This window comes from Uniformispora flossi, from assembly GCF_049534875.1.
GTDB classification, from domain to species: Bacteria; Actinomycetota; Actinomycetes; order Streptomycetales; family Streptomycetaceae; genus Yinghuangia; species Yinghuangia aomiensis.
This window is the reverse complement of sequence record NZ_JBMULZ010000003.1, coordinates 511,445-536,255: the sequence shown is the minus strand read 5'-3', so window position 1 is coordinate 536,255 and position 24,811 is coordinate 511,445. Positions and strand designations below refer to the sequence as shown.

At 71.6% G+C, this 24,811-nt stretch carries 20 protein-coding genes; 6 read left to right on the top strand and 14 right to left on the bottom strand.

Annotated elements, in window-relative coordinates; all coding sequences use genetic code 11:
* Positions 1-12: 12 nt before the first annotated feature.
* Together purE and ACPA54_RS09610 are read right to left on the bottom strand one after the other, a co-directional pair.
* On the bottom strand, positions 13-525 hold the full coding sequence (gene purE, locus ACPA54_RS09615; RefSeq protein WP_423528249.1) for a 5-(carboxyamino)imidazole ribonucleotide mutase: 513 nt from the start codon (positions 523-525) through the stop codon (positions 13-15).
* On the bottom strand, positions 522-1,661 hold the full coding sequence (locus ACPA54_RS09610) for a 5-(carboxyamino)imidazole ribonucleotide synthase (RefSeq protein ID WP_423528248.1): 1,140 nt from the start codon (positions 1,659-1,661) through the stop codon (positions 522-524). The genes purE and ACPA54_RS09610 overlap by 4 nt, the downstream gene beginning before the upstream one ends.
* Before the next feature lie 84 nt (positions 1,662-1,745).
* On the opposite strand from ACPA54_RS09610, the gene ACPA54_RS09605 reads away from it, so the two are divergent.
* Entirely contained in the window at positions 1,746-2,249 is a 504-nt protein-coding gene (locus ACPA54_RS09605; RefSeq protein WP_423528247.1) for a GtrA family protein, read from the top strand.
* Positions 2,246-2,743: a GtrA family protein gene (locus ACPA54_RS09600; RefSeq protein WP_345675985.1), complete on the top strand. Its 498-nt coding sequence runs from the start codon at positions 2,246-2,248 to the stop codon at positions 2,741-2,743. The genes ACPA54_RS09605 and ACPA54_RS09600 overlap by 4 nt, the downstream gene beginning before the upstream one ends.
* An 85-nt stretch (positions 2,744-2,828) precedes the next feature.
* Here the strand turns inward: ACPA54_RS09600 and ACPA54_RS09595 are convergent, their stop codons facing one another.
* From ACPA54_RS09595 to ACPA54_RS09545, 11 genes are all read right to left on the bottom strand, one after another.
* On the bottom strand, positions 2,829-4,097 hold the full coding sequence (locus ACPA54_RS09595) for an ATP-binding protein (protein ID WP_423528246.1): 1,269 nt from the start codon (positions 4,095-4,097) through the stop codon (positions 2,829-2,831).
* A gap of 38 nt (positions 4,098-4,135) precedes the next feature.
* Positions 4,136-4,807, bottom strand: a complete 672-nt coding sequence (locus ACPA54_RS09590; protein ID WP_345675983.1) for a response regulator transcription factor — start codon at positions 4,805-4,807, stop codon at positions 4,136-4,138.
* Between the two features lie 174 nt (positions 4,808-4,981).
* On the bottom strand, positions 4,982-5,989 hold the full coding sequence (locus tag ACPA54_RS09585) for a hypothetical protein (RefSeq protein ID WP_423528245.1): 1,008 nt from the start codon (positions 5,987-5,989) through the stop codon (positions 4,982-4,984).
* A 132-nt stretch (positions 5,990-6,121) separates the two neighbouring features.
* Positions 6,122-6,979: a hypothetical protein gene (locus ACPA54_RS09580; protein ID WP_423528244.1), complete on the bottom strand. Its 858-nt coding sequence runs from the start codon at positions 6,977-6,979 to the stop codon at positions 6,122-6,124.
* A gap of 173 nt (positions 6,980-7,152) precedes the next feature.
* Positions 7,153-8,949 (bottom strand): hypothetical protein, encoded by a 1,797-nt coding sequence (locus ACPA54_RS09575; protein ID WP_423528243.1) that lies wholly within the window; start codon positions 8,947-8,949, stop codon positions 7,153-7,155.
* 61 nt (positions 8,950-9,010) lie between these two features.
* Positions 9,011-9,937 (bottom strand): hypothetical protein, encoded by a 927-nt coding sequence (locus ACPA54_RS09570; RefSeq protein WP_423528242.1) that lies wholly within the window; start codon positions 9,935-9,937, stop codon positions 9,011-9,013.
* Positions 9,938-10,010: 73 nt separating this feature from the next.
* Entirely contained in the window at positions 10,011-10,820 is an 810-nt protein-coding gene (locus ACPA54_RS09565; protein WP_423528241.1) for a WxL domain-containing protein, read from the bottom strand.
* Positions 10,817-12,178 carry a hypothetical protein gene (locus tag ACPA54_RS09560; RefSeq protein WP_423528240.1) on the bottom strand — a complete coding sequence of 454 codons (1,362 nt, stop codon included), beginning with the start codon at positions 12,176-12,178 and terminating at the stop codon, positions 10,817-10,819. Before ACPA54_RS09560 ends, ACPA54_RS09565 begins: the two co-directional genes overlap by 4 nt.
* Positions 12,175-13,809 (bottom strand): WxL protein peptidoglycan domain-containing protein, encoded by a 1,635-nt coding sequence (locus ACPA54_RS09555; protein ID WP_423528239.1) that lies wholly within the window; start codon positions 13,807-13,809, stop codon positions 12,175-12,177. The genes ACPA54_RS09560 and ACPA54_RS09555 overlap by 4 nt, the downstream gene beginning before the upstream one ends.
* A gap of 300 nt (positions 13,810-14,109) precedes the next feature.
* Positions 14,110-15,684 (bottom strand): hypothetical protein, encoded by a 1,575-nt coding sequence (locus ACPA54_RS09550; RefSeq protein ID WP_423528238.1) that lies wholly within the window; start codon positions 15,682-15,684, stop codon positions 14,110-14,112.
* A gap of 439 nt (positions 15,685-16,123) precedes the next feature.
* Complete coding sequence (locus ACPA54_RS09545; RefSeq protein ID WP_423528237.1) at positions 16,124-16,948, bottom strand: hypothetical protein; 825 nt, start codon at positions 16,946-16,948, stop codon at positions 16,124-16,126.
* A 774-nt stretch (positions 16,949-17,722) separates the two neighbouring features.
* Here ACPA54_RS09545 and ACPA54_RS09540 point away from each other — a divergent pair.
* The 3 genes from ACPA54_RS09540 to ACPA54_RS09530 all read left to right on the top strand — a co-directional run bounded on the left by ACPA54_RS09540 (position 17,723) and on the right by ACPA54_RS09530 (position 23,182).
* Complete coding sequence (locus ACPA54_RS09540; RefSeq protein ID WP_423528236.1) at positions 17,723-18,931, top strand: hypothetical protein; 1,209 nt, start codon at positions 17,723-17,725, stop codon at positions 18,929-18,931.
* Between the two features lie 304 nt (positions 18,932-19,235).
* Positions 19,236-21,608 carry a hypothetical protein gene (locus ACPA54_RS09535; RefSeq protein WP_423528235.1) on the top strand — a complete coding sequence of 791 codons (2,373 nt, stop codon included), beginning with the start codon at positions 19,236-19,238 and terminating at the stop codon, positions 21,606-21,608.
* 431 nt (positions 21,609-22,039) lie between these two features.
* Positions 22,040-23,182 (top strand): hypothetical protein, encoded by a 1,143-nt coding sequence (locus tag ACPA54_RS09530; protein ID WP_423528234.1) that lies wholly within the window; start codon positions 22,040-22,042, stop codon positions 23,180-23,182.
* A gap of 212 nt (positions 23,183-23,394) precedes the next feature.
* Here the strand turns inward: ACPA54_RS09530 and ACPA54_RS09525 are convergent, their stop codons facing one another.
* Positions 23,395-23,925: an ATP-binding protein gene (locus tag ACPA54_RS09525; RefSeq protein ID WP_345675969.1), complete on the bottom strand. Its 531-nt coding sequence runs from the start codon at positions 23,923-23,925 to the stop codon at positions 23,395-23,397.
* Between the two features lie 379 nt (positions 23,926-24,304).
* On the opposite strand from ACPA54_RS09525, the gene ACPA54_RS09520 reads away from it, so the two are divergent.
* Positions 24,305-24,712: an ATP-binding protein gene (locus ACPA54_RS09520; RefSeq protein WP_423528233.1), complete on the top strand. Its 408-nt coding sequence runs from the start codon at positions 24,305-24,307 to the stop codon at positions 24,710-24,712.
* Positions 24,713-24,811: the final 99 nt, after the last annotated feature.

The following is a 24,811-nucleotide window of genomic DNA, read 5'->3' as shown; positions in this document are numbered from 1 at the left end:
CGGTGCGTCCGGTCAGCGGCCGAGGGACTCGCGCAGCTTGCGGCCCTTCTCGGTGGCCTGGGCATTGAGGTCGGCCTGGAACGCGGTCATGCGCTCCAGCAGCGCCGGGTCGTGCGCGGCCAGCATCCGCACCGCGAGCAGGCCCGCGTTGCGCGCTCCCGCGACGGACACGGTGGCCACCGGCACACCGGCCGGCATCTGCACGATCGACAGCAGCGAGTCCATGCCGTCGAGGTACTTCAGCGGCACCGGCACGCCGATCACCGGCAGCGGCGTCACCGACGCGAGCATGCCGGGCAGGTGGGCGGCACCGCCCGCGCCCGCGATGATCGCCTTGAGCCCGCGCCCCGCGGCGTTCTGCCCGTACGCGATCATCTCCTGCGGCATCCGGTGCGCCGAGACCACGTCGGCCTCGTACGCGATGCCGAACTCGTCCATGACCTCCGCGGCGGCCTGCATGACCGGCCAGTCGGAGTCGGACCCCATGACGATGCCGACGACGGGCCCGGCGGCGGTCTGGCTCATTCGGTGATGCTCCCTCGCAGGTAGTCCGCGGCGTGGTTGGCGCGCTCGCGGACGTCGTCCAGATCGTCGCCGCACACGGTGACGTGGCCGACCTTGCGGCCGGGCTTGACCTCTTTGCCGTACATGTGGACCTTGACCCCGGGGTCACGCGCCATGACGTGCAGGTACGCGTGGTACATGTCCGGGTAGTCGCCGCCGAGGACGTTGACCATCACGGTCCACTTGGCGCGGGCCCGCGGGTCGCCGAGCGGCAGGTCGAGGACCGCGCGCAGGTGGTTCTCGAACTGCGAGGTGACGGCCCCGTCGATGGTCCAGTGCCCGGAGTTGTGCGGGCGCATCGCCAGCTCGTTGACCAGGATGCGGCCGTCGCGGGTCTCGAACAGCTCGACCGCGAGGTGGCCGGTCACGTCCAGCTCGCCGGCGATCTTCAGGGCGATCCGCTGCGCCTCGACGGCGCGCTCCTCGGACAGGCCAGGCGCGGGCGCGATGACCTCGCGGCAGATGCCGTCCTCCTGGATGCTCTCCACGACCGGGTAGGCGACCGCCTGCCCGTGCGGCGAGCGCACCACGTTGGCGGCCAGCTCGCGGGCGAAGTCGACCTTCTCCTCGGCGAGCACCGGGACGCCGGCGCGGAACGGCGCAGCGGCCGCCTCGGTGTCGCCGACGACCCAGACGCCCTTGCCGTCGTAGCCGCCGCGCACCGTCTTGAGCACCACCGGCCAGCCGCCGACCTCGTCGGCGAACGCGGCGACGTCCGCCGGGTCGGCGACGATGCGGTTGCGCGGGCACGGGATGCCGATTTCGGCGAGGCGCTCGCGCATGACGCCCTTGTCCTGGGCGTGCACGAGGGCGTCGGGGCCGGGGCGCACGGCGATGCCGTCCGCCTCCAGCGCGCGGAGGTGTTCGGTGGGCACGTGCTCGTGGTCGAAGGTGACCACGGCGCACGGCTGCGCGAATGTGCGGAGGTCGCCGAGGGCCTTCTCGTCGCCGAGGACGGTGTCGGCCACGGCCTGCGCGGCGGACTCGTCCGCGGACGCGGCGAGGAGGCGGAAACGGATGCCGAGGGGGATTCCGGCCTGGTGGGTCATGCGGGCCAGCTGGCCGCCGCCGACCATGCCGACGATCGGGTAGGTCACGGGCACCAAGGGTATCCGGCGCTCCGCGGCGGACGGATGCGGCTACCCTCGTCGGGTGAGTTGTGCAGACACCCGAGGACGCCGGTGAGCGGTACGGCCCCCACGGAGCCCGCCGAGGCCCCGGGGCGGCTCGCCGCGGCACGGTCCGAGGTCACCCAGTTCCTCATCGCCGGCGGCCTGGCTTACGCGGTCGACGTGGCGGTCTTCAACCTCTGCCTGTACTGGGGTCTCGGCGGCGTCGCCGCGAAGATCGTCTCGTCCGTCCCGGCCACGATCGTCGCCTACATCGGCAACCGGTACTGGACGTACCGCAGTCGCGAGCGGACCGGGGTCCGGCGCGAATACACGATGTTCTTCGTGTTCAGCGCCATAGCAGCGGGCATCCAGGCGGGGTGCGTTTTCGTCTCGAATCACCTGATGGGGTTCTCCAGCACGCTCGCCGACAACATTTCGGGCAACATCGTAGGTATGGCCCTGGGAACCCTGTTCCGGTTCTGGGCGTTCCGTACTTTCGTGTTCAAGCACAAGTCCGAGACCGCGCCCGCGACCGAACCCGCCCTGTCCGCCGGCCGGGGCGGCACCCCGTGACCGGGCCCCGCGCGTTCTATGCGCGCTTCCACCACTTGGTGCACGAGACGCTCAAGTTCGGCGCCGTCGGCGGCTTCGGCGTCGTCGTCAACATCCTCGTGTTCAACCTGTGCCTGAACCAGCTCGACCTGGCACCGGTGCGCTCGTCGATCATCTCCACCGCGGTCGCCATCGTGGTCAACTACGTCGGCAACCGCTTCTGGGCGTTCCGGCACCGCAAGTCCGCGGACCAGCGGCGCGAAGTGCTGCTGTTCCTGCTCTTCAGCGGTGTCGGCATGGCCATCGAGGCGGGCGCCGTCGCGGTGTCGAACTACCTGCTGGACTACACGACCAGCAAGGCCAACAACGTCGCCAAGTACGCGTTCGGCCTGCCGCTGGGCACGCTGTTCCGTTTCTGGTCGTACCGCACCTGGGTCTTCACCGGCACACACGCCGCGGAAATCGACCGCGAGGCGGCCAAGCTGGTCGAGGAAGAGTCCACGAAGGCGTCCTGACGGCCGTGTGACGCGCCCCCGGGCGCGTTCCCGCCCCGAAGGGTGCCCCAGGCGCCGGTTCCGGCCGAGTGGGCGGCTCGCGGGGTCAGTCGCCGTTGCCCGCGCCCGGGTAGGCGCCCAGGAACACCGCGAAGACCGGCGGGCGCAGTTGCAGCAGTTCCAGGCGTCCGCCGTCCGCTTCGGCGAGGTCGCGCGCGACCGCCAGGCCCAGGCCGGTCGAGTTGCGTCCGCTGACCGCCCGCTCGAACACGCGTGCGCCGAGCACGTCGGACACCCCGGCGCCTTCGTCCTCGACCTCGACGACGATCGAGCTGCCGATCCGGCGGGTGCTGATGGTGACCGTGCCGCCGCCGTGCATGAGGGCGTTCTCCAGCAGCGTGGCGAGCACCTGGGCGAGCGCGCCGGGCGTGGCGACGGCGACCAGGCCGGACTGCCCGGTGACCCGGATGGCGCGGTGCGCGCTCGCCACCGCGGGCCGCCATTCGTCGACCTGCTGGCGGATCACGTCGTCCACGCTCACCGTCACAGCCGACTCGGTGCGCGGGTCGCGGCCCGCGGCGCCGCGCCGGGTGCTGGTGAGGAGCCGTTCCACGACGTCGGTGAGCCGCTCCACCTGGGTGAGCGCGATCGCCGCTTCCTCTTTGACGGTGCCCGGGTCCTCGGTGGCGATGATCTCCTCGAGGCGCATCGACAGCGCGGTGAGCGGGGTGCGCAGCTGGTGCGACGCGTCGGCGGCGAGACGCCGCTCGGCGGTCAGCATGCGGGCGATGCGTTCGGCGCTCTGGTCGAGCACCTCGGCGACCCGGTCCAGCTCCGGGACGTCGTAGCGGCGCTGCCGCGGGCGCGGGTCGCCGGAGCCGAGGCGTTCCGCGGTCTCCGCCAGGTCGGTGAGCGGGCGGGCCAGCCGGCGCGCCTGCCACACCGCCAGCGCGGTCGCCGCGGCCACCGCGAGCAGGGCGACGCCCAGGATCAGCAGCAGCGATTCGCGGACCCGCTGGCTCACCTTGTCGCGCGACTCGGACACCGTCACGGTCTCGCCGTGCGGGCCGCTCATCGACACGTTGAGGGTCCGGCCGGTCGGCTTGTTGCCGAACTCCAGGACCGGCCGGCCCGGGATCGTGATCGCCGCGTAGCGCGACGACGCGACCTGGCGTTCCAGCACCGCCACGTCGGGCTGGTCGCCGGACGACAGGCGCAGTTCGACGACCTCCAGGACGCGCGCCGCCTCGGCTTTGAGGTTGTCCTTCGCCGTGGTCTCGATGGCGCGCGTCTCGACGAACGCCAAAGGGATGCCGAGCACGGCCACGACGACGAGCACCACACCGAGCGTGGTGTTGATGAGCCTGCGACGCACAGATACGACCGTTCCGAATGCCCCCGTTACCTTGCCTGTCAGTTCTTCTCGAACCGGAACCCGACACCGCGCACGGTGGTGATGTAGCGGGGGTTGCCCGCGTCGTCGCCGAGCTTCTTGCGGAGCCAGGAGATGTGCATGTCCAGGGTCTTGGTGGACGACCACCAGGTCGTGTCCCACACCTCGCGCATGAGCTGGTCGCGCGTCACCACGCGGCCGGCGTCCCGGACGAGAACCCGCAGGAGGTCGAACTCCTTCGCGGTGAGCTGCAGTTCCTCGTCGCCGATCCAGGCGCGGTGGGAGTCGACGTCGATCCGGACGCCGTGCACCCCCTGGCCGACCTCGGCCGCGCCGCGGCGCAGCAGCGCCCGGACCCGGGCCAGGAGTTCGGCGAGCCGGAACGGCTTGGTCACGTAGTCGTCGGCGCCGGCGTCGAGCCCGACGACCGTGTCGACCTCGTCGGCGCGGGCGGTCAGGACGAGGACCGGGAACCCGTGGCCCTCGGCGCGCAGCCGACGGCAGACCTCCAGACCGTCCATGCCGGGCAGCCCGAGGTCGAGCACGAGCAGGTCGACCCCGCTCTGCGCGGCGCACTCGAGGGCCGTCGGTCCGTCCTCACGCACCTCAACGTCATAGCCCTCGCGGCGCAGTGCGCGTGCCAGGGGCTCGGAAATAGAAGCATCGTCCTCGGCGAGCAGTACGCGGGTCATGGCCCGATCGTAGAACCCATCCGGGCCTGGGTCCCGTACCTGTCCCGTACTCACCGGTTCACAACCCGTGCCGGACGACGCATTCGACGGCGCGCGGGCACCGGCGGGGGCGGGCGGAGGGGCGGAAAAGCCGGGGGAAACGCGCGTGGAACAGGTAGGGGAACCCGTGCCGGGTCAGATCAGGGTGAGCGTGAGGGTGGCGGTGTAGGTGCCGGACAGCTGCCACGCCGGAATCGGGAGCTTGGCCGACGCGTCGGCGGTGAACTCGCCGCCGGAGACGACACCCGGAGCGTTCGCGTTCTGCTTGCACAGCAGCCCCACGGTACCCTCCGATCCCGTGACGACCTGGCTCGGCGAATCCGGGTTCGTCACCGCGCAGGCCGGCTTCCAGGTGAACGAGTCCGCGGGGATCAGGCCGCCTTTCTCCGGGCTGGTGAAGTCCGTGATCGCACCCGTCAGGTCCCAGCCCAGGACGTCGCCGCGGAAGTCCTGCACCGCGACCTGGTTCAGCGCGCCCGTCATCGTCTGCGGCTTGCCGTTCAGCGTGACCTGCGACAGCCGCATGCCCGCGGCGGCCTGCTCGAAGTTCAGGCCGCCCGAGTCCACGGTGCCCTGCGGACGCTGCTGCGTCCCGGTGTCCGAAGTGACCGCGAAGGTGCCGAGCACTCCGCTGCCGGAGAAGTCGCAGTCCTCGATCAGAGTGCCGTAGGGCGTGGTGATGGTGAAGGACAGCGCCTTGGCGGTGAACAGCAGGTCGCCGGGCGGGGTCCCGTCGGGAATGCGCAACGACGCGTCGAAGGGGCCGAGGGTCACCGGGCCTTGGGGGAGCGAGACGGTCTGCACCGAGACGAGGTCGGCTGTTCCGGAGGCAGCACCCGCGTAAGCCAGCGTGAGCCGGGCCTCGATCATGGCATCCGGCACCGCGATGGCCGACGAAAGGGGCAGCGGCCCCGCCGTCGCGCGCACCGCGACGACGGTGCCGGCAGGCCCCGAAGTCGGGTTGAAGGTGACACCGACGGACACGGCGCCGGTGGCTTCCCCGGGCAGCGGGGACGCCTGGCGGCAGACCGCGTTGGCGGTCACCTGGGCGGCGTCGGCGGCGGGTGCCGCCGCGGCCAGGCCGGCCACGGCCAAAGCCCCCGCCGCGGTCGCCGAGGCGACTCTGCGCCTGGTGGCGTGCATGGTCGATCGTGCTCCTTCCGGGTCTGCTGCCGGCGCCGGGGAGCGGCGGCAGTCGTGCGCCGGGCGGAAGTGGTCGTCCTCCGCGCGGAGTCGAGGTCCCGGGCCGTGCCGATGGGCGCCGCCCGGTCCCGGTCAGTCGTCCTCGGTGTGCCGCCGCCAGGACATCAGCATCGTGACGACTGCCATGGCGAGCACCAGCGCGCCGGCCGCGATGCCGAACACCGCGGCGCCGGAAAGCCCGCCGCCGCCACTGGAGTCGGACGCCGAACTCTTCGCCTGGATGGTCGCGCTCGACGGGCCGGGCGACTCGGGGCCGGAGGGGCTTCCGGTGCCGACCGGCGCCTGGCTGGGCGGAGCCGCCGGGACCACGCTCTGCGCGCTCGGCCCGGCACCGGTCGTACTCGCGGGCCCCTGGGCGGGGTTCACCGGCGCGTCCTGGCTGGTGATCTTGACGACCGTGGAGACCGGGACCGGGCCGGTCGGGAAGCAGGTGGTGACCTGCGAGCCGAAGATCGCGGTGGTGGTGACCATCTTGCCCGGCGTCAGGGAGATGTCGCCGGTGGCCTCGATCGGGATCTGGAGTTCGCCTTCGTAGGGCGGGATCAGGATCTGGTGCGGGGCCCCGGGGATGTCGACGATCATCTGCGGTCCTTGCAGCCGCACCGTGCCGGTGGCGCCGCCGGACATGGTCAGTTCGATCGACGGGGTGGTCGGGGTGCCCGGGAACGGGATGGGGCTGGTGCCCGCGTTCGGGCCCAGCGTCACCCGGATCTTGACCTTGTCGCCGGGGCGCACCGCGTCCGCGGGTCCCTCCAGCGTGACGAGCTGCTCGCCTTCGATCGGCGGCTGGTCCAACGGTAGTTCGCAGTGCACCTGCATGGAGATCTGGTTGCCCGCGAACGCGGGCGGAGCCAGTCCCACCACCGACGCGGCCACGCTTGCCGACGTCAGTCCCAGGACGAACCCGGCCCTCGCTATACGTCGAGCCATCGGATATCGCGGTCCCTTCATCGCTCGGCACACAGGCCACACGCGCCACACACCCGGTCCTACCGGTGCGCACAGTACGCGAAGGGCCCTCCCTCCGGGGAGATTCCGGAGGGAGGACCCGACTCGGCGCTCACGCGTCATACCCGCACGCGTCCGGCGCCTCAGCCGCTCCGTCAGGCGCGGGTGCGCAGACGACGGCGGTAGGGCACCAGCAGCAGCACACCGACGGCCGCGAGCACGGCGGTACCCGCCGCGAGCGCGAACGCGTTGATGGCGGAGCCGCCGGAACCGGTCTTGGCGAGGTCGCCTCCGGTGGTGCTGGAGGAGCTGCCGGTGGAGGTGCCGCCGGTGGAGGTCTGCGGCAGCTCGCCGCGGTCACCGACGGCGGTCAGGGTCGCCGAGACCTCCGGGGTGTTCTTCAGGGTGCAGACGGTGTGCGTCGTCGCGCCCATGGCCACGGTGGCGATCCGTAGCTCTCCGGGAGCGAAGGAGAACACGCCGCCGCCGGGCACGGTGAAGGAGCCCTTGAACGGACCCGCCTTCATGGGCTGGCCCGGGACCAGGTCGAAGTCGGGCGGGGAGTCCGCCTTGAGCGTGAGCGCGCCGGTGTTGCCGGCGTCGTCGGTGACCTTGACGTCGATCTCGGGTGTGATGTGGAGCTTCACCTGGACGGGGATGTTCGGCATGTCGCCGACCACGTCGTTCTCGAACGTCGCGCTGACGTCGACCTTCTCGTTCGGGTCGGCGGAGGACGGCAGGGTGATGAGCACCTTGCGGGTCGCCTCGAACGGCCCCTTGGCCGACTCGATCGGGCTGTCCGCCGTCAGGCAGCTGTACTGGACCGCGACCAGCTTGCCGTTCGGGTCCTTGACGGGAGCCTTGACCTCGAAAGCGGCTTCGGCGCTGGAACTCTGCACGCCCGCGGCCTTGATCTTCGTGGTCTTGGCGTCCGTCACCTTGAACTTGGCGGAGAACGTGCCGTCCGCGGCGGCCGTGGCGTCCACCGCGGTGTCGGAGCTGGCCGCGGTCCCGGCAACGCCGGACACGCTCACCGCGCCGGCCGGGAAGCCGGTGCCGTTGACCGTCACTTCGGTGCCGACCTGGCCCGACGTCGGGCTGAGGGTGATCGCCGGGGTGGCGGCCTGCGGCTTCTTGACCGTGAGCGGCGCGCTTTCCGACGCGGCGCCGACCGTGACCTTGACGGTGTAGTCGCCGTCGGCGACGTCCGCCTTGAGCGTGGCGGTGCCGGACAGCTTCCCGTCGGTGCCCACGACGGGCGACTTGGCCGAGAAACGGTCCGCGGAACAGTCGGTGCCCTTGCAGAGTTCGACGGTGGGCGTCCCGGCCGGCCAGTTCGCACCGGCGAGGGTGATGTCCTTGCCGGGCTCCTGGGTGCCGGGGGTCACCGCCACCGAGGGGCCGGCGGCGTCGACCGGGAGGGTACCCAGGGACGGAATGTCGCCGTCCGGCGTGCACACGATGTTGATCGAACCCATCGCCGTGATGGTGAACTTCTTCGGCGTGAGCGTGATGTCGCCGGTCGCGTCGGCCGGGACGGTCATGGTGGCGTTGAACGCGGGCACCTGGAGCGGCTGGTTCGGGGTGATCGTCAGCTTTTTGCCGCTCTCCCCCTGCAAAGCCACATCGGCGCTCGAGCCGCCGCCCGCCTTCAGGTCGAACGCCACCGAAACGTCCACGTCGAGCGGACCCATGTTGAGGGCGATCGGACTCGGCCCCATCGTCACACCGATCGTGGCCGTCTGTCCCGGCTTGACCTTCCCCGAGGGCATGGTGAACGTGATGTCCTGGCTGCCGTCGGCGTCCGGAATCCCGGGAATGCCGACCGGGCACTTGATGTGGTAGCTCACGGCGGCGGCCGACGCCGTCGGTGCCAGTGCCACCAGGCCCGCCGTGCCGACCAGTGTCACCGCCCCGAGCACTGCGGCTGTTCTCTTTCCGGCTTTCAACATGAAGTGGAAGTCCCCATCTCCGAAGTGAACTGACTCGGCTCCGTGCGTGGTCGAATCGGTGTCAGGTGAGCGGACGGTTCTTTCGGCGGTTCGGAAAGGCCAGAATCACGGCGATGCTGCCGAGCAGCAGCGACGCGGCGAGCATGGCGAGGGCCATCAGGCCGGGGCCTCCCCCGCCGGTGTGTGCCAGGGGGCCGGACGACGTGCTTCCGGACCCCGACACGGACCCCGAGGCGGACGCGGTCGTGGTGGGGGCCACACTGACGCCCTGCGTCAGCGTGGCCGTCGGCGTGGCCGACGCGGTGTCGGTCGCGGTGGCCGTGGCGCTGACCCCCGCACCGACGGTCTGCTGAAGCGTTCCGCCGTTCGACGGCGCGCCCGGGGTCCCGGACGTCGCGTTGATCGTCGGCCAGACGCCGGACGCCGACCGCGGCGTGCACACCAGGGTGAGCGCCGCGTCGTTGTTGGCCTTGTCCGTGAACGACACCGTCAGCTTGTCGAGTCGGACGGTCAGGGCGCCTGCCGCGGTGACGCTGTACGACTGGGTGAACGCGCCCGTCTTGACGACCCCGTCCGCGCCCACGGCTGCGCTGTCCGACGCCGTGGTGAGCTTCGCGGCGGCGAGGCCCGTCGCGCCGGAGACCTGCGCGTCCATGGACGCGCCGGTGTACATGAGGTTGTGCGCGGTCGCGCCCGCCGGAATCGTGAGCAGGCTGCCGTCGTCCTTGACCGTCGCGCTCAGGTCCGCCTTGCCGCCGACCTGGACCGCGCCAGGCGCGGAGAGCACGAAGGCGGGGCTCGCGACGAACTGGGGTCCGTACGCGGCACCTCCGCCCGCCGTCCCCCACACGCAGTCCATCGCCACCGTGGCGGTGCGGGTGTTCGCGGCGGCCCCGGCCGGCTGTCCGAGGGCGAGGATCCCCCCGGCCGCGAATGCCGCGCTCACCGTCGCGACGAGCGCGGCTCTCGTCATCCTTCTTGTCGCCATCGGACTGGTAACTCCTCTCGTCGGGGCGGGACTTGCCCCAATACGGTCGAGCTTCGGGCCGAGCGGCTCGCCGTCAGGCGAGGGTGAGCACGAGGGTCGCGGTGTACGTTCCGCCGCCGGATCCCCGGTCGGGCAACTGGAGTCGGAGATCGGCTTCCACGTCGAACTGGCCGCCGGTGACCGAGGGCAGGGACGGGGTGGAACACAGCAGCGCGGTGCGGCTGGTCGCCACCGGCGACCCCGCGACCGGCGTGCTGGGGTAGGACGACGGGCCCGGGTGGGCACCGCACTTCGGAACCCAGTTGAGCTTGTCCGCGTCGAGCTTCGGGCCGCCCGCGGCGGAGAAGTCGGACATGGTGGCGGTGAGCGTCCATCCGGAGCGCGAGCCGCGGAAGTCCTGGACGAGTACCGGGGCTATACGCCCTTCGGCGTTCCCCGTGACGGAGTTGACCTTGAGGTAGCCGGAGCCGCCGGGTGCGGGCGTGACCACCCGCAGCGGTCCGGGCAGCAGCATGGCGCTGATCCCGGCGGGGTCGCCGCCCGGACCGGTGGCCGCGGCCGGGCCGGCGACCTGCGTGTCGAACCGCAGGTCGCCGACGTCGGCCGGAGTGCCACCCGACGGCCCGCCGGGCGTGCCGGGCGGGCCGACGGGGTCGTCGGTCGGTGCCGCGGGCGCCGTGGAGGCGGGCGGCGACGCGGGCGGGCTCGCGGGCGACTGGTCGCCCATGGCGCCGACCTGCGGATCGTCGGCGCTGCCGCACCCTTCGGCGTTGCAGCCGCTTCCCGGGAACAGCAGGAAGCTGGCGAGTACCGCCGTCATGACGGCGACGGCGAACGCCGTGCTCAGCAAGGCCGCGGTCCCCGCTCCGGGCCGGTACGTCATGGCTCGTCGCGCTCCTCTCCCGCGTTCCAGGCAAGCCCGTTGGCGACATCGGAGGGGCTGACCGCGCCGGTCCCGCCGGATCTCCCGCGGGTGGCGGGCGGTTCGGACGGGAGCACCTTCGTGCGTTCGGCCTCGGTCTCCGCGGCGGGTTCCCGGCCGCGGGCCGGCTCGGGTCCCGCGAACAGCGGCGCGCCGACGACCATCGTCTCTTCGACGCGGCGCCGCGGCGTGCCGCCGCCCGGGACGAGTGCGGGCTCGCGGGCGGCTTCGGGCGCCGGGACCGCGGCGTCCGGGTCGTCCGGGTCGGCCGGATCCGCGCCGGAGCCCTTTCCGGCGTCCTTGCCGTTCCGGATCGCCGAGGTGCCCGGCAGGCCCACCTCGCGGTCGCGTTCGACGGCCCGCTCCTTGCCGTGGTCACGGATCGCGCGGACCAGCGAGACGCCGAGGCGCCACACGGTCATCGGCACGACGACCACCATCAGGGCGCCGAACAAGTAGACGCCCCAGGGCCGTCCGACGTTGAGCGCGACCTCGTCGACCACCCGGCCGTCGTACATGACCCGGTACTTGAAGGCGCCGTGCTGCCGCGGCGCCAGCTCGATCGGGAGGCTGATCTTCACCCGGGCACCGGGCGCGATGACGCCCTGCCAGGTCTTGTCCTCCCACGTGGGCGCGTATACGCCTTCGTACGTGCCGATCTTGAACACCGGGTTGGTGATGGGCGTTTGGCCCATGTTGCCGACCTCGATGACGAAGCGGCGCTGCACGGGCGAGCCGAACCAGTTGAACAGGTTGTCCTTGCCGACCAGTTCGCTCTTCACGAAGGTGAGTCGGCCGGGCGTCTTGGACGCGTCGGGCAGCGGCGCGAACGGCGCGCCCTGGATCTCCAGCGGGGTGTTGCGGTCCATGGACTTGCCGCCGGTGACGGTGACGACGCGCACCACACACGGGCAGGGCACCGGCGGAACGACGGCCTTCAGCGACGCCGAGACGGTGCCTTCGGGGCCGACGGGCAGGGTGATCGACGTCGGCACCGCGCAACTGCGGGTGCCGCTCATGGCGTTCTGACCGCAGATCGCGATGTTGACCATGGAGCCCGGGGTCCAGCCGCCGCCGCTGACCTTGACGATGCCGTCCGGCTTCGTGGTGGCCGGGTCGAGGGAGACGGTCGCTTCGCTTGGGGCGGCGGAGGCACCGGGCGACGGCGGGGGCGAAGTCGCGGCGTCCGCGGGAGCCGCGCCGAGGGCCGCGAGCACGGCGGGGAAGAGCAGGAATGCCAGGACGAACAGGAACGCCCCCCGGCGGGACCGGCCGGTGGCCGGTCGCGCCGGGGTGCGCGTCAGTGCGAGGTGACTCAACGGCTGACCCCCGCCGGATCGCCGGCCGTGTCCGCGCTGTCGGCCTCCGCCCCGTCGGCGGCGTCGGGAGCGGACTTCGACTTGTCATCAACGGATGTCTTCGAGGCAGGACCGGCGGTGCCGTCGGCCACGTCGGCGGCTTTCGGAGCGTCGCTGCTCTTCGCGGCGTCGGCCTCGGGAGCATCGCTCTTCGCGGCGCCGGCCTTCGCGGCCGCGTCCTTCGCGGCGTCGCTCTTGGCGGCCTCACCCTCGGGTGCGTCGCTCTTCGCGGCCTCGCCCTTCGCAGCAGCCTTGCCCGCCGCGGCGTCGCTCTCCGCGGACGGCGCCGATTCGGCCTTGGTGGTGGCCGGTTCGGGCGTCTCGGCCGGAGCGGTCGCGGGCTTCGCCGGCGGAGCGGCCGGGGCCGTCGGGGTGCTCTCCGCGGCGTTCGCGGCCGGCGTCTTCGCGCCCTTGTCCTTGGCGTCCTTCTTGCCGGTCGGCTTGCCGCCGTCCGCGTCGCCGGGCGTGTTCTCGGCGTCGCCCGCGGGGCCCTTGGGGCCGGACTTCTCCGCCGGGTCGCCGCCCTTGCCGCCGCCGCGCTTGCGGTTGCGCAGCAGCTGCCAGGCGACGCTGCCCGCGATGAGCAGGATCGCGAGGATCAGCAGCGCGGGCCACGGCACCGCGGTGTAGGACACACTCTCGGAGTCGGCCAGCGGCTGGCCGCCGTCCTGGGTGTCACTGGTCGCGGACACCTTGAAGTTGACCCGGTCGAGGAGCGGCGCGTCGTGCCACTTCACGACCAGCTCGACCTCCTGGCCGGGGAAGATCTCCGGCCCGGCCTTCGTCGGGTCGTGCTTCTTGTCGAGCAGGGTGCGGCCGAAGATGCCGGTCGCCTTGATGTCGGTCACCGGGCGGATGATCACGTTGCCCTTGTTGACGACCTTGTAGTGCACCTCGGCGTCGCTCGAACCGAAGAACTGCGAGAAGCCGGTGTCGCGTTGGACGCGCACGTCGCGGATGTCCATCGCGGGCATGCGCGGGCCCTTGACGTTCAGGTAGATGCGCGCGCCGACCTGCATCTTGAGGTCGACCTTCAGCTGGCCCTGGGTCTGCTGGCCGATCGCGTCGGGGTTCAGCGCCATGATGCCGCCGACCCAGTCGCCGGGCGTGGCGTCGGCGGGGATGGTGATGCTGAACGGCACCGCGACGCGGGTCTGCGGCTGGATCGTCAGGGTGTCCTGGCCGTTGGCGACCTTGAGCCAGAGACCGACGCCCTTCATCTTGTCGGTGAACTGCCGCACCGAGAAGGCGCCGTCGCGCGGGGTGTTGAACGCGTCCGCGCCGAACAGCTTGAGCGTGATGGGGTGGTCGCTGGAGTTCGCGACGACCGCGGTGTCGGTGAGCGTCTCGCCGGCCGCGCCGTCCATGTAGAAGTAGCGGCGGTTGTTCTGGTCGGTGCCGGGCGGGACGTACGGGTCGACCGACCAGTCCCCGTTGCCCATCGCGTGCGCGGCGGGCAGCGGTCCGGCGATCATCGTCGCGAACACGGTGACGAGTGCGGCGAGCAGGGACAGCGCACGGGCGCACGGACCGGACCGCCGGGGGCTCCGGCGGGCAAGTCTGCCGCGTGGCTTGGTCGGCACGTCGGTCATGGCGGTCTCCTGCACGGTGGTGAGGGGCGGATCGGCGGACAAGCACCCCTCGGGAGCGGAAACCCGGGCGGTGCGGGTGCTGCGGGGGACGGACCGTCGCCGAGCGGCGTGGGTGGAACGGGCACGGCTTGCCCGTCCCACCCTCCGCTCTGCGCCGATCCGCAGCGGCCCGGAAGCGCCGGTGCCGGACAGCGGGTGGCTCCCGCCATCCGGCACCGGACCTCAAGGCCGTTCAGGGTCCCGGCCGGTCCGGAAGACCGGCCGGGAGTCCTTGCGTCGCTCGCGATCGGATCGCGGGGATCAGATCAGGGTGAGCGTGAGGGTGGCGGTGTAGGTGCCGGACAGCTGCCACGCGGGGACCGCGAGCTTGGTCGACGCGTCGGCGGTGAACTCACCACCGGACACGACGCCCGGAGCGTTCGCGTTCTGCTTGCACAGCAGGCCGACGTTGCCCTCGGAACCGGTCACGACCTGGCTCGGCGAAGCCGGGTTCGTCACCGCGCAGGCGGGCTTCCAGGAGAACGAGTTCGCCGGGATGACACCGCCCTTCTCCGGGTTGGTGAAGTCGGTGATCTGACCGGTCAGGTCCCAGCCGAGGACGTCGCCACGGAAGTCCTGGACCGCAACCTGGTTCAGCGCACCGGTCATCGTCTGCGGCTTGCCGTTCAGCGTGATCGGCGAGAGCTGGATGCCGGCCGCGGCCTGCTGGAAGCTCAGGCCGCCGGAGTTGACGGTGCCCGAGGTGTTCTGCGCGAGCTGCTGGCCGAACTTCGGCGTGTAGGCCGCGTTGGCCGACTTGCCGCCGCCCGAGACGTTGATCTTGGCGGTGTTCTTGTCGTTCACCGTGTACGGCGACGAGAAGTGGCCGTTCGCGTCCGTCGCGACAGTGACCGGCGCGTCGGTGGTCGCGGTGCCGTTCGACGTCTGGCCCTGGAGCGTCACGTTGCCGCTCTTGACCCAGTTGTCACCCGACACGACGGTCGCCTGGCCGAGGTCGCCCGAGGACGGGCTGGCCGACGCCGTCACCGGCGGAACGCCGGTCACGGTGAAGCTGTTGCTCGTCTTGCTCTGCGGCGCGTCGGACTCCACCTTGACGGTGTAGGTGCCCGGCGGGACCTGGTCGACGATCTGCACGCCACCGGTCAGGTTTCCGTTGGCGACGTTGAGGCTGTAGAGCTGCGCAGGCAGGGCCTGGCAGTTCGCACCCGCGGCGTCGCACAGCGAAACCTTGGTGATGTTGCCTTCCCACTTGGTACCGGTCAGGCCGAGCTGGCTGTTCTGCTCGACACTGCCCGGCGCCGCGACCAGCGTCGGGTCGGCCGGCGGCGCCTTCACGGTGAAGGTGCCGATGGAGCCCCCACCGGTGTAGGTGCAGGGCGCGACCTGGTCGCCGAAGCCCGGCAGGGTGGTGAGGTTCTGCGAGCTGACCGGCGTGAAGGTGATGTCGCCGACGCCGGCACCGGCCGGGATCTGGAACGTGACGGTGTACGGCGCGGGGTCGATCGCGATGTTCGCCGGGATGTCCAGGTTGACCTTCGGGCCGGGCAGGTCGACCGTCCCGGTGGCCGCACCGGACATCTGCAGCGTGAGCGTGCTCTGGGCGGACGCGTTCGCAATGGCGAACGGGCTCGTGATCGGCGGCGGGCCCATGTCCACCGAAGCGGTCACCGTGGTGCCGCCGGCGCCCGTCGTCGGCGACAGGTCGACCTTGATGTCCTGGGGACCGGTCTTGGTGCCGATGACGGGGACGTTGCAGACCGCGTTCACGGTGGTGGTACCCGCGAGCGCTGCGGGGGCCATGGCGACCAGGCCCGCGCTTCCCGCGATCACTGCGGCACCGAGGCCCGCAGCGACCTTCTTACGGGGTTCAAACATCGGGGTGGTACTCCCTTCCAGGGGCTGCTGCCGCCGCCGGGGAGCGGTGGCAGTCGAACACCGCACCGGAGCGGATCCCGCGAGCGCACTACCATGAACTCGGGTACTCCGGTGCCGTCCTGGGACGGTCGCCTCGAATTTCCGTCGCACACGGCCGAGGCGGCCGTCTCGCGTCCCGCTCCGTGGTCGTGCGGTAGCGGAGCGGGCCGACGTGCGGGGTGGAACCTGTTTCAGAAACCAGGCGAGCCATTGATGCCGCCACGTGCCCGTGAAGTCAAGACTTCGGCCCGCGTCGCGCGCGGCGTGTGCGCGAGAGGCCGGCACGCCCGGCTCGTTCCGTGGCGAAAGAAACAGAGTTCCGCGGGCGTAAGCGGTGTCCCCGAGCCCACCCCTTGAGGGCTCGGGGACACGGCGCTCACGCCCGTGGACGGGCCTGGGATCAGGCCGCGGCGTTGCGGGAGTTGCGGACCTTGCGGGTGGCGACGAGAACCGCGCCGATACCCAGCAGGCCGACGGTGCCGCCGACGAGGCCCATGGAGAGCGCGTCGTCCAGCGGGCCGGTCTTGGGCAGTGAGTCACCGGTGGTCGTGGTCGACGAACCCGCGGCGGCGCTCGTGCCGCCCGACGAGGTCGTGCTCGAGCCGCCGGACGTGGAGCTGCCCGACGAAGTCGTGCTCGAGCCGCCGGAGGTCGTCGTGGACGAACCGCCGGACGTGGTCGTGCTCGAGCCGGAGCCGCTGATGGTGATCTTGGCGACCGAACCGCCGCCTTCGACCGTGCAGGGCGTCGTCAGCTTGCCAACGCCGGACACGTCGGCCAACGTCGACATCTTGACCGGGATGAGGTCGATGGAGCCCGTGGCGCCGGCCGGGATCTTGAGCTTGCCCGTGTAGGGCGGTGCCTGGATCGGCTTGCCCGCCTCGAAGTTGACAGTCGAAACGCCGCCGGTCACCGTCACCGTGGAGCTGCCGATCTTGAAATCGATCGACGGGGTGGCCTTGACGTTCTGCATCGCCACGGGGCTGGTCGCCGGGCTCGGGCCCAGCGTCACCGTGACACTGATCTCGGTGCCGGCTGCGGCGCTCGCCGGGGCATCGACCTTGATGCTCTGCTGCGCCGACTTCGAGCCGACCATCGGAACGTCACAGGTGACCTTCGCGTTGATCTCGCCCGCGTACGCCTGCGGCGCCATTGCCAGGAACGCGCCGGTCGCCAGCGCGACCGCGCCGATACCGCTCGCGGCCCGCGTGAGGGGCTTCGCCATGGAGTGGTTCTCCCTTCGGGGACTTGCCTGTCGTGTCGGACGGCGCTGCGGCCGACGGCGTGCTCTCGGCCCGGCCGTACCGGCGTTCTCGTCTTGCACGGACCGTTCGCGGCTCCGCGTGGTGGAACCGCGATCGTCCACCCGCACCGACCCCCCAGGTTTGGGCCCGGAACGGACTCGACGGCCCGCACATACGCACAGGCCCGGGTGAGTTGACCAGGGGCTCCCTTGATCGAAGCCCTTGCCCGTCCGCACCCCGAGAGACATCAAGACTGTGCCAGTCATTGATGGCATGTCAGATCCTTGGGTGACGGTACGACAAGTAACATCAGCGGACAACAGCGATCGACAGAAAAAACCGCGGCGTCGGAAAACGGTTCCGTATCGGCCGCGACCTGGGAAATCGCCGTATCGACAAGGCGCTTGGCACATGACCCGCCCAGCGAAGCCGATCGACACGTGTCACCACAACGAGGTGATTCGAGGGGTTTGCCGAACCCCGCGACCGGGAGCCGGGCCGCGGGATTTTTGGTGACACGTGTACGGATTCGCGTATTTGCATGGGGAATGCCCCGTTCCTGGGCACCGATTCGTCACCCAACGCGTGTATCGCGTGCGGGGCATGCGCCTTGACATGCCGTCAGGAGACCCGCGTGAATTGCTGTTCGACCGTCAGTCAGTAAGGTCGCCCGCACACCCCCCTTCCCCGTCGGCCCGTCCGCCCGCGCGGCAGGGGTGCACGCGCTCGGCATGCAGGAAGGGAGCGTCCGCAGCATGGCTCTCCGGCGCACCGGGATACCCGTCGCCCTCGGAATCGTCGTCGCTGTTGCCGGATTCGGCCCCGTGGCACCACCCGCATACGCGGCGGCGGTGAGTACGACGGTGGAATGCGATCCGCCGATGGGCAACGGCGGCAAGTTCACCTGGCAACCACAAATCGAACTGAGCGTCGCGCCGCAGAAGAGCGCGTACGCGGTCGGCGACAAGCTGACCGTCACCTGGCATTGGAAGACGCCGCCTCGGAACCCGTCTTCGTGGGTGCTGGCCGGCAAGGACCTGGCGAAGCCGAGCGGCACGGTCAAGCTGACCGGCACGCAGACCGGCGATGTCGCCGTCATCGGCCCCCAGCAGAACCCGGCGACCTGGGGCGCCCAGCCGCTCGCGGTCGCCGACATGACGGGGACGCTCACCGTCGCGAAGGCTGGGAAGATCGATCTGGCACCGGCCGGGTACGTGATCGAGAACAAGTGGCTGGGTCGCCCGACGCCGTGTGTTCCGACAACGCCGGCCGCCGTCGCCCTGTCCCTCCAAGTCGCCGACACCCCCGGCAGCACCCCTACCCCCGGCCAGTCCCCCAGCCCCGGCGCAAGCGCGAGCGGCACCCCCGGCGCCTCCGTCAGCCCGGGTGCCACCGGCACGCCGGGCGCCACCGGAGATCCCACGGGCTTGCCGAGCGGTCTGCCGACGGCCGGTGCGTCCGGCTTCCCCATCGGTGGGGACGGCGGGAGTCCCGCAGGCGGCGACCAGCCTCCGGCGGAGCCCAAGACGCCACCGCCGCCCGGCCCGCTGATCATGCAGATCCAGGACGGCGTGACGATGGCCCCCTTCGCCCCCGGCGGGGGACCGCAGTTCGTGCAGGGCGAACTCAAGCCCGTCACCGTGGTCGACGGCCGCAACAGCACGCTCGGCTGGACGCTCACCGGGCAGATCGACGACTTCGTCGCCATCGACGGCAGCCGCATCCCCGCGGACCGGGTGACCGTGGTACCGAACTGCGCGCCTACGGTGACCAGTCCGAGCGCCGTCATGGGCGGTCTGCCGGGCACCGCCGCGGGCTATCCCGAGCTGCTGTGCCGGCAGAACCCGAGCATGGGAGAGCTGACCGGCGGCAAGTTCCGAGTCGGCGCGTCGCTCAACCTCGCCGTCCCGGAGGGGACTCCGGCGGGCGACTACACCGCGGAGATGACGCTGACGCTCATCTGACCAGCGGGACGGTATTGACTTCGCGACCCGAGTCATCGCTGAATAAGCAGGACTCATTACTGGAACACGTTTCAGTATGTCTTCGGGGGGATCCGGCGTGTGGGGCGCCGGGCCGCCCCGCGCCGACGGCGTCACCCCTACTCGGCCGGGCTCGCCCGGCCGAGCGACCGGCCGTCCGCGGCACGGCATTTCGGCCCTTCGGCCGGCCCGCAGCGGCCTGCCGTGCGGAGTCCGCGAGGCCGTGCATCCGGACCGCTCACCCCGGGGCGGGCCGGGCACGGATCCCGAGGAGGGACAGCTCTCTATGCGCAAACCCGCGAAGTCCTTGGCGGCGGTCGTGGGGACCGCCGCCATGGCCGTCGGGGCAGTTGTCACGCTGGGGTCGCCGGCCGCTCAGGCCGCGACCGTGGCGTACAACGTGCACTGCACGCCGCCGAGTGTGGGCGGCAGCCCGTTCGACTTCCAGGCCCAGGTCGACCTGACGGTCAGCCCGGCAAAGCCGTTGTACGCGGTCGGCGACCAGGTGACCGTCACCTGGAACTGGAAGGCCGCGGCCAGCAACCCGTCCGGTGTGACCGTGAACGCCGACTCGGTCCAGCCGTTCGGAACCGTCAACGTGTCCGGTGCCCAAGGCGGCACCGTCAACGTCTCCGGCCCGCAGAAGAACGCGTCGACGCCTAGCGGCCAGCCCCTGTGGCTGTCCACGATGACCGGCACGCTCACCATCACCAAGCCGGGCGCGATCAACCTGTCGCCCGGCAGCTACAAGAACGTCGCGCACCAGGTCGGCACGTGGGAGACCCCGTGCAACGCCACGACCACGCCCGGCGTGTCCACGACCCTCCAGGTCGACGGCAGCATCCTGCCCGCCTCGCTCGGCGTGAGCCGCGGCGAAGTCCGGCCCGGCGGCTCGCCGTTCCGGATCACCGGGGCGAACTGGCCGGCCGGCGGCGCGGCACCCGCCGTGGCGCTGTGCGCGGCCGACGGCACCGCGTGCGACCCGGCGAAGGCGCCCGCGACCGGCGTCGCCGTCGACGCCAACGGCGCACTCACGGGCAGCGTGTCGATCCCGCGGACCGCGTCCGAGGGCGACTACGCGCTGCGTGTCACCTCCGGCGCGACCTCGCTGACCACCCCGCTCAAGGTGCGCAACAACGCGCCCGCGTGGGCGGACCCGATCCAGTACGACGTCAACTGCAAGCAGGTCACCAACGGCGCCAACTACGGATGGAAGCCGGAAGTGGCCCTGGAGGTCAGCCCGGAGAAGGCCTACTACAACGTGGGCGACCAGGTGACCGTGACGTGGCGCTGGAAGCAGTACCCGCGGAACCCGCAGATGCCGCTCGTCGTCCTGCTCGCGGACACCGTCACGCCGACCGGTGTGGTCAAGCTGTCCGGCGCGCAGACCGGCACGGTGACGATGACGGGCCCGAAGAAGAACCCGAGCGCGGGCGCGCCTCCGGCGGTCGTGCAGGTCTCCGACATGACGGGCACGTTCCCGGTCACCGCGAACGGCAAGATCGACCTGACGCCGGGCGACTACTCGCTCAAACTCATCGCGCAGACCTCGCCGTGCACCGTCTCCGGCACGCCCGGCGTGTCCACGACGATGCAGGCCGGCATCCCGACCCCGCCGCCCGCCACGCTGGCGGCGGCGCCCAACCCGGTCAAGGCGGGCGACGCGGTGGCGCTGTCCGGCGTCAACTGGCCGCAGGTCGGGGCCGGTTCGGCTGCCGTGCAGCTGTGCGCGGCGGACGGCACGGCGTGCGACGCGGCCGCGTTCTCGGCGAACACCCTTGCGGTGGCGCCGGACGGGCAACTGAGCGGCAATGCCACGCTCGCCCCCACCGCGCCGCAAGGCGCCCGCACGGTCAAGGTGGTCATCGGCACCTCGTCGGCGACTGCCCCGCTCACCGTCGACGCGCCCGCGCCGAACAACCGGGCGGTCACGCTGACGCCGAACCACGGGCCGCTGGGCACCGTGGTCACCGTGCACGGCACCGGCTACACCCCCAACGTCGACATCTCGCTCGCGGGCATCGACAAGGACCAGCAGCCGACGTTCGACCTGGCGTTCCTCAAGTCCGGCCCGGACGGCACCTTCACCGGGCAGATCACCGTGACCAAGGCGCAGACCGACCAGATCGCCGCCGCCGAGGGCACCGACATCACCAAGGCCGTCGCTGCGAAGTTCACCGTGGAAGGCGGGGGCGGCGGCAACACCGGTGGCAACGTGGAACCGGGCGCGCTGGGCTTCAAGCAGAACGGTGCACCCACCCGGATCCAGCTGTCGCCGATCACCCTGAACGGCAAGCCGCAGAGCATGGACGGCAAGCTCAACCAGGTCGTCGTCCAGGACTTCCGCGGCGGCACACTCGGCTGGGAACTCACTGGGCAGATCGGTGACTTCAAGTCGGAGCGGAACGGCGCGATCCCGGGTGCCCAGCTCGCCTGGACGCCGGCCTGCGCCGTGGTCAACCCGGACTCGCCCAGCCCGGTGCTGACCGGCACCGCGGGCGCCGTGTCGGGCGCGCGGCTGTGCGGCATGCCGGCGCAGACCACGCCCGGCAAGCCGAGCGGCGGCGAGTTCTCCGGCGACGCGAACCTGTCGCTCAGCGTGCCGGGCTTCCAGCTCGCCGGCACCTACACGGCGACGCTCACGCTGACGCTCATCTGAGCCGCTCGCGACCCGCACGTCGGCCGCGGGGGTGAGACGCAGACATTGTCCGCGTCTCACCCCCGCGGTTTTTTCGTGATCACCGGAAATAGCGCGGATTGTGAGTCCGTCCGCATTCGACACGTGTCACCGCAGGTCAGCGGCTTGCGAGCCAACGGAATGGGGTGTTACCGGGGGTAATTTCGGGCTTGACTTCGGAGCGCATCCACGACTGAATATCCCCGCCCCACTTCTGTAACACGTTCCAGTCGTGCGGCCGCGAGGCTCCCGAACAGGGGTCGGGAGCCCACGGTCGCACTCCCCCGGTTCTCGGCACGAACGGCGCCCCGGCCACCGCAAGTACCTCGCCGGCGGCAGGCGCGGGCGCCCGAACAGCCGTACGTTCGGCGCCACGCGGACGCGACGGCTCCTCCAGAAGGGAGCTTCAACCCATGACCTCACTTGTCAGGCGTCTCGCGGCCGGACTCGGTGCGGGCGCGATCATGGCGACCGGCCTGATGGCCATCGCCCCGGCGGCTTCCGCCGGCACGATCACCCCGACCGTGGACTGCTTCGTCGAAGCGCTCAACAAGCACTTCACGGGTCCCCAGCAGATCGACCTGTCCGTCACGCCCAACCCCGCCGACCCGGGCGCGTCGGTCACCGCGAACGTCAAGCTGGGCGCCAGCCCGGCGACCAGCCCCGTCCCGCTGACCGGTGTGCAGGTCACCCCGTCCATAACCCTCCAGCTGGGCGGCGGCGCGTCGGGCACGGTCACCGTGACCGGCGCGACCACCACGATGGACGTGGCGCAGAACGCGCCGATCACCCCGCCGCCGTACGCGGGGCAGCTCACCATCCCGGCGACCGCGGCCGGCGACGTGACGTTCACCCCGGTGAAGCTGGTCACGACGGTCTTCATCCCGTCGTACAACCTCACCCAGGTCACGCCGTGCGACATCACCTCCGGCGGCGGCGTCGCCGAGACGGTGACGGTCAAGACCCCGCAGCCCGAGGTGCCGACGCTCAGCGCCGACCCGGGCACCGTCGAGCCGGGCGGCAGCACCGCCCTCGCGGGCGTCAACTGGGCCCCGAACACCCCGGCCACGCCCGAGCTGTGCGACGCGGCCGGCGCGAACTGCAACCCGGCCGGCATCTCCGCCAACACCCTCGCGGTGGCCGCGGACGGCAAGCTCGGCGGCAGCGTGACGGTCGCGGCCGGCACCGCCGACGGCTCCTACACGGTCAAGGTGACGAACGGCGCGAAGAGCGCCACCGCGCCGATCACCGTGAAGAAGAAGGAAATCCCGGTCCCGCAGCGGAAGATCACGCTGAGCAAGACGAGCATCCGGCCGTGGTCGTTCGTCAAGGTCACCGGCGAGAACTTCACGCCGAACACGCTGGTCGCCATCATCGGCGTCAACGGCACCACCCCGGTGGCGAACTTCTCCGCCGCGTGGGCCGGTTCGGACGGCAAGTTCTGCACCTACATCCTGGTGACCAGCACCAAGGTCAACTCGATCACCGCCGCCGAGATCGACACGTCGTTCAAGTTCGACAAGGTCGCGATCGCGCCGATCACCGTCAAGTGGTAGTCGACGCACGTCGGTTCCTCCGGTGACCGGCGGCGGTCCGTCGGCGAGGTGACGGACGCGGCGCCGGACGACCACCGGCCGAGGCCGGGCGGACCCTTCGGGGCCCGCCCGGCCTCGGTGCTTCCCCCTCGGTGCGCTCTGCCTTCGTGCGTTCGGCGGCCGCAATCGGCCCCGCCCGCCGCGGTATCGGCCGCCGCGGAAGCGGCCGAGCCTCAGATCTCCGCGCCCGGCCCCTCGTCGCTCTCGGCGCGCTTCTCCTCCTCGGCGCGGTCCGGCGCCACCAGTTCCGCCCACACGGTCTTCCCGCGGCTGCGGAAGCCGCTGTGCACCTGCACGCCCCACTCGCGGGCCAACCGCCGCACGATGTGCAGCCCGTGGCCGCCCGCGCGCGGCCCCTCGAAGGGGCTGCGCGGTTCCGGCGTCCGGTCGTTGCGGTCGTCGACCTCGATGCGCACCGTGCCGTCCGTGACGATCATCCGCAGTTCGACCGGGCCGCCGCCGTGCAGGCAGGCGTTGGTGACCAGTTCGACGGCGACCAGCAGGATGTCGTCGGCGGCGAGTTCGGTGGGCTGGTCGGGGGCGGGGAGCCAGCCGTACGCCTGCATCGACGTGCGCAGGAAGGTGCGGGAGCGGCCGACGGCCCCGGAGGCCGACGTGAACGGCAGCCGCCGCACCTGCCGACGACCGGGCCGCGGATCGCGCGCGTCCCCGCCGCCGGGGGCCCGGGATCGCATGGCGCTCATCGGTGGGTCCAGTTCGCTCGGGTCGAATGCTCGTGGTGCTCGGGTGCTCTGGTGGTGCTGCAGGCGCTGCGGAGGTCGTGCTCGGATGCCGTGCGGGCGGCCGCGGCACCCCGGGGCCGCGCACCCGAATAGTGCCCGTTCCGCGCCGCGGGACACCCCGCCGGACGGTGAAACGCCCCCGGTTCTACCCGCGCAGACCCGCGTTCCCGCGTTGTCGCAGGTCACGCACGGCGCCACGAGGCGCCCCCACGGGGTGTCCGCGGATCGGCATCCGGATGCGGGAACGCGTTGCGGCATGATCTCCGGGCGGGCCATGCTAGTCCGTGCTGCCTGTCCGCACCGGCCCTGGCGGGCCTCCCAAGCCGTGTGAGGACCCCACATGACCGCCGATTCGCGGGCCCGGCACCGCACGGAACAGCTCAGTCCGGCACCGGCGTCCGTCCCCCGGGCGCGCCGGCTGCTCAGCGACACGCTGGCCGACTGGGGTGTGTTCCCGGACGCGGACCTGGAGTACGACCTGCGCCTGATCGTGTCCGAGCTGGCCGCGAACTCGGTCCGCAACGCCGACCGGCTCACCCCGTCGTTCACCTTGACGATGGTCCTCGGCGACGGCCACATAGGCGTCGGCGTGCACGACGCCGACCCGCGGCCGCCCGCGGCCCGCACCCCCGACGCGCTCGGTGTGGTGCACGAGGTGGTCACCGAGGCGGACGGGATCACCGAGATCCAGCGCACCGAGGACGGCGGCAAGGCGGTCTGGGTCGTGCTGCCGCTCGGCAAGGCCTGAGACCGGGCGGGGGCAGAGCGGGGCCCGGGCGGGCCGGAACACGGGACGACGGAAAGCCGGAGGCCCCGGCGCGCCCGCACGGGGCGCGCCGGGGCCTCC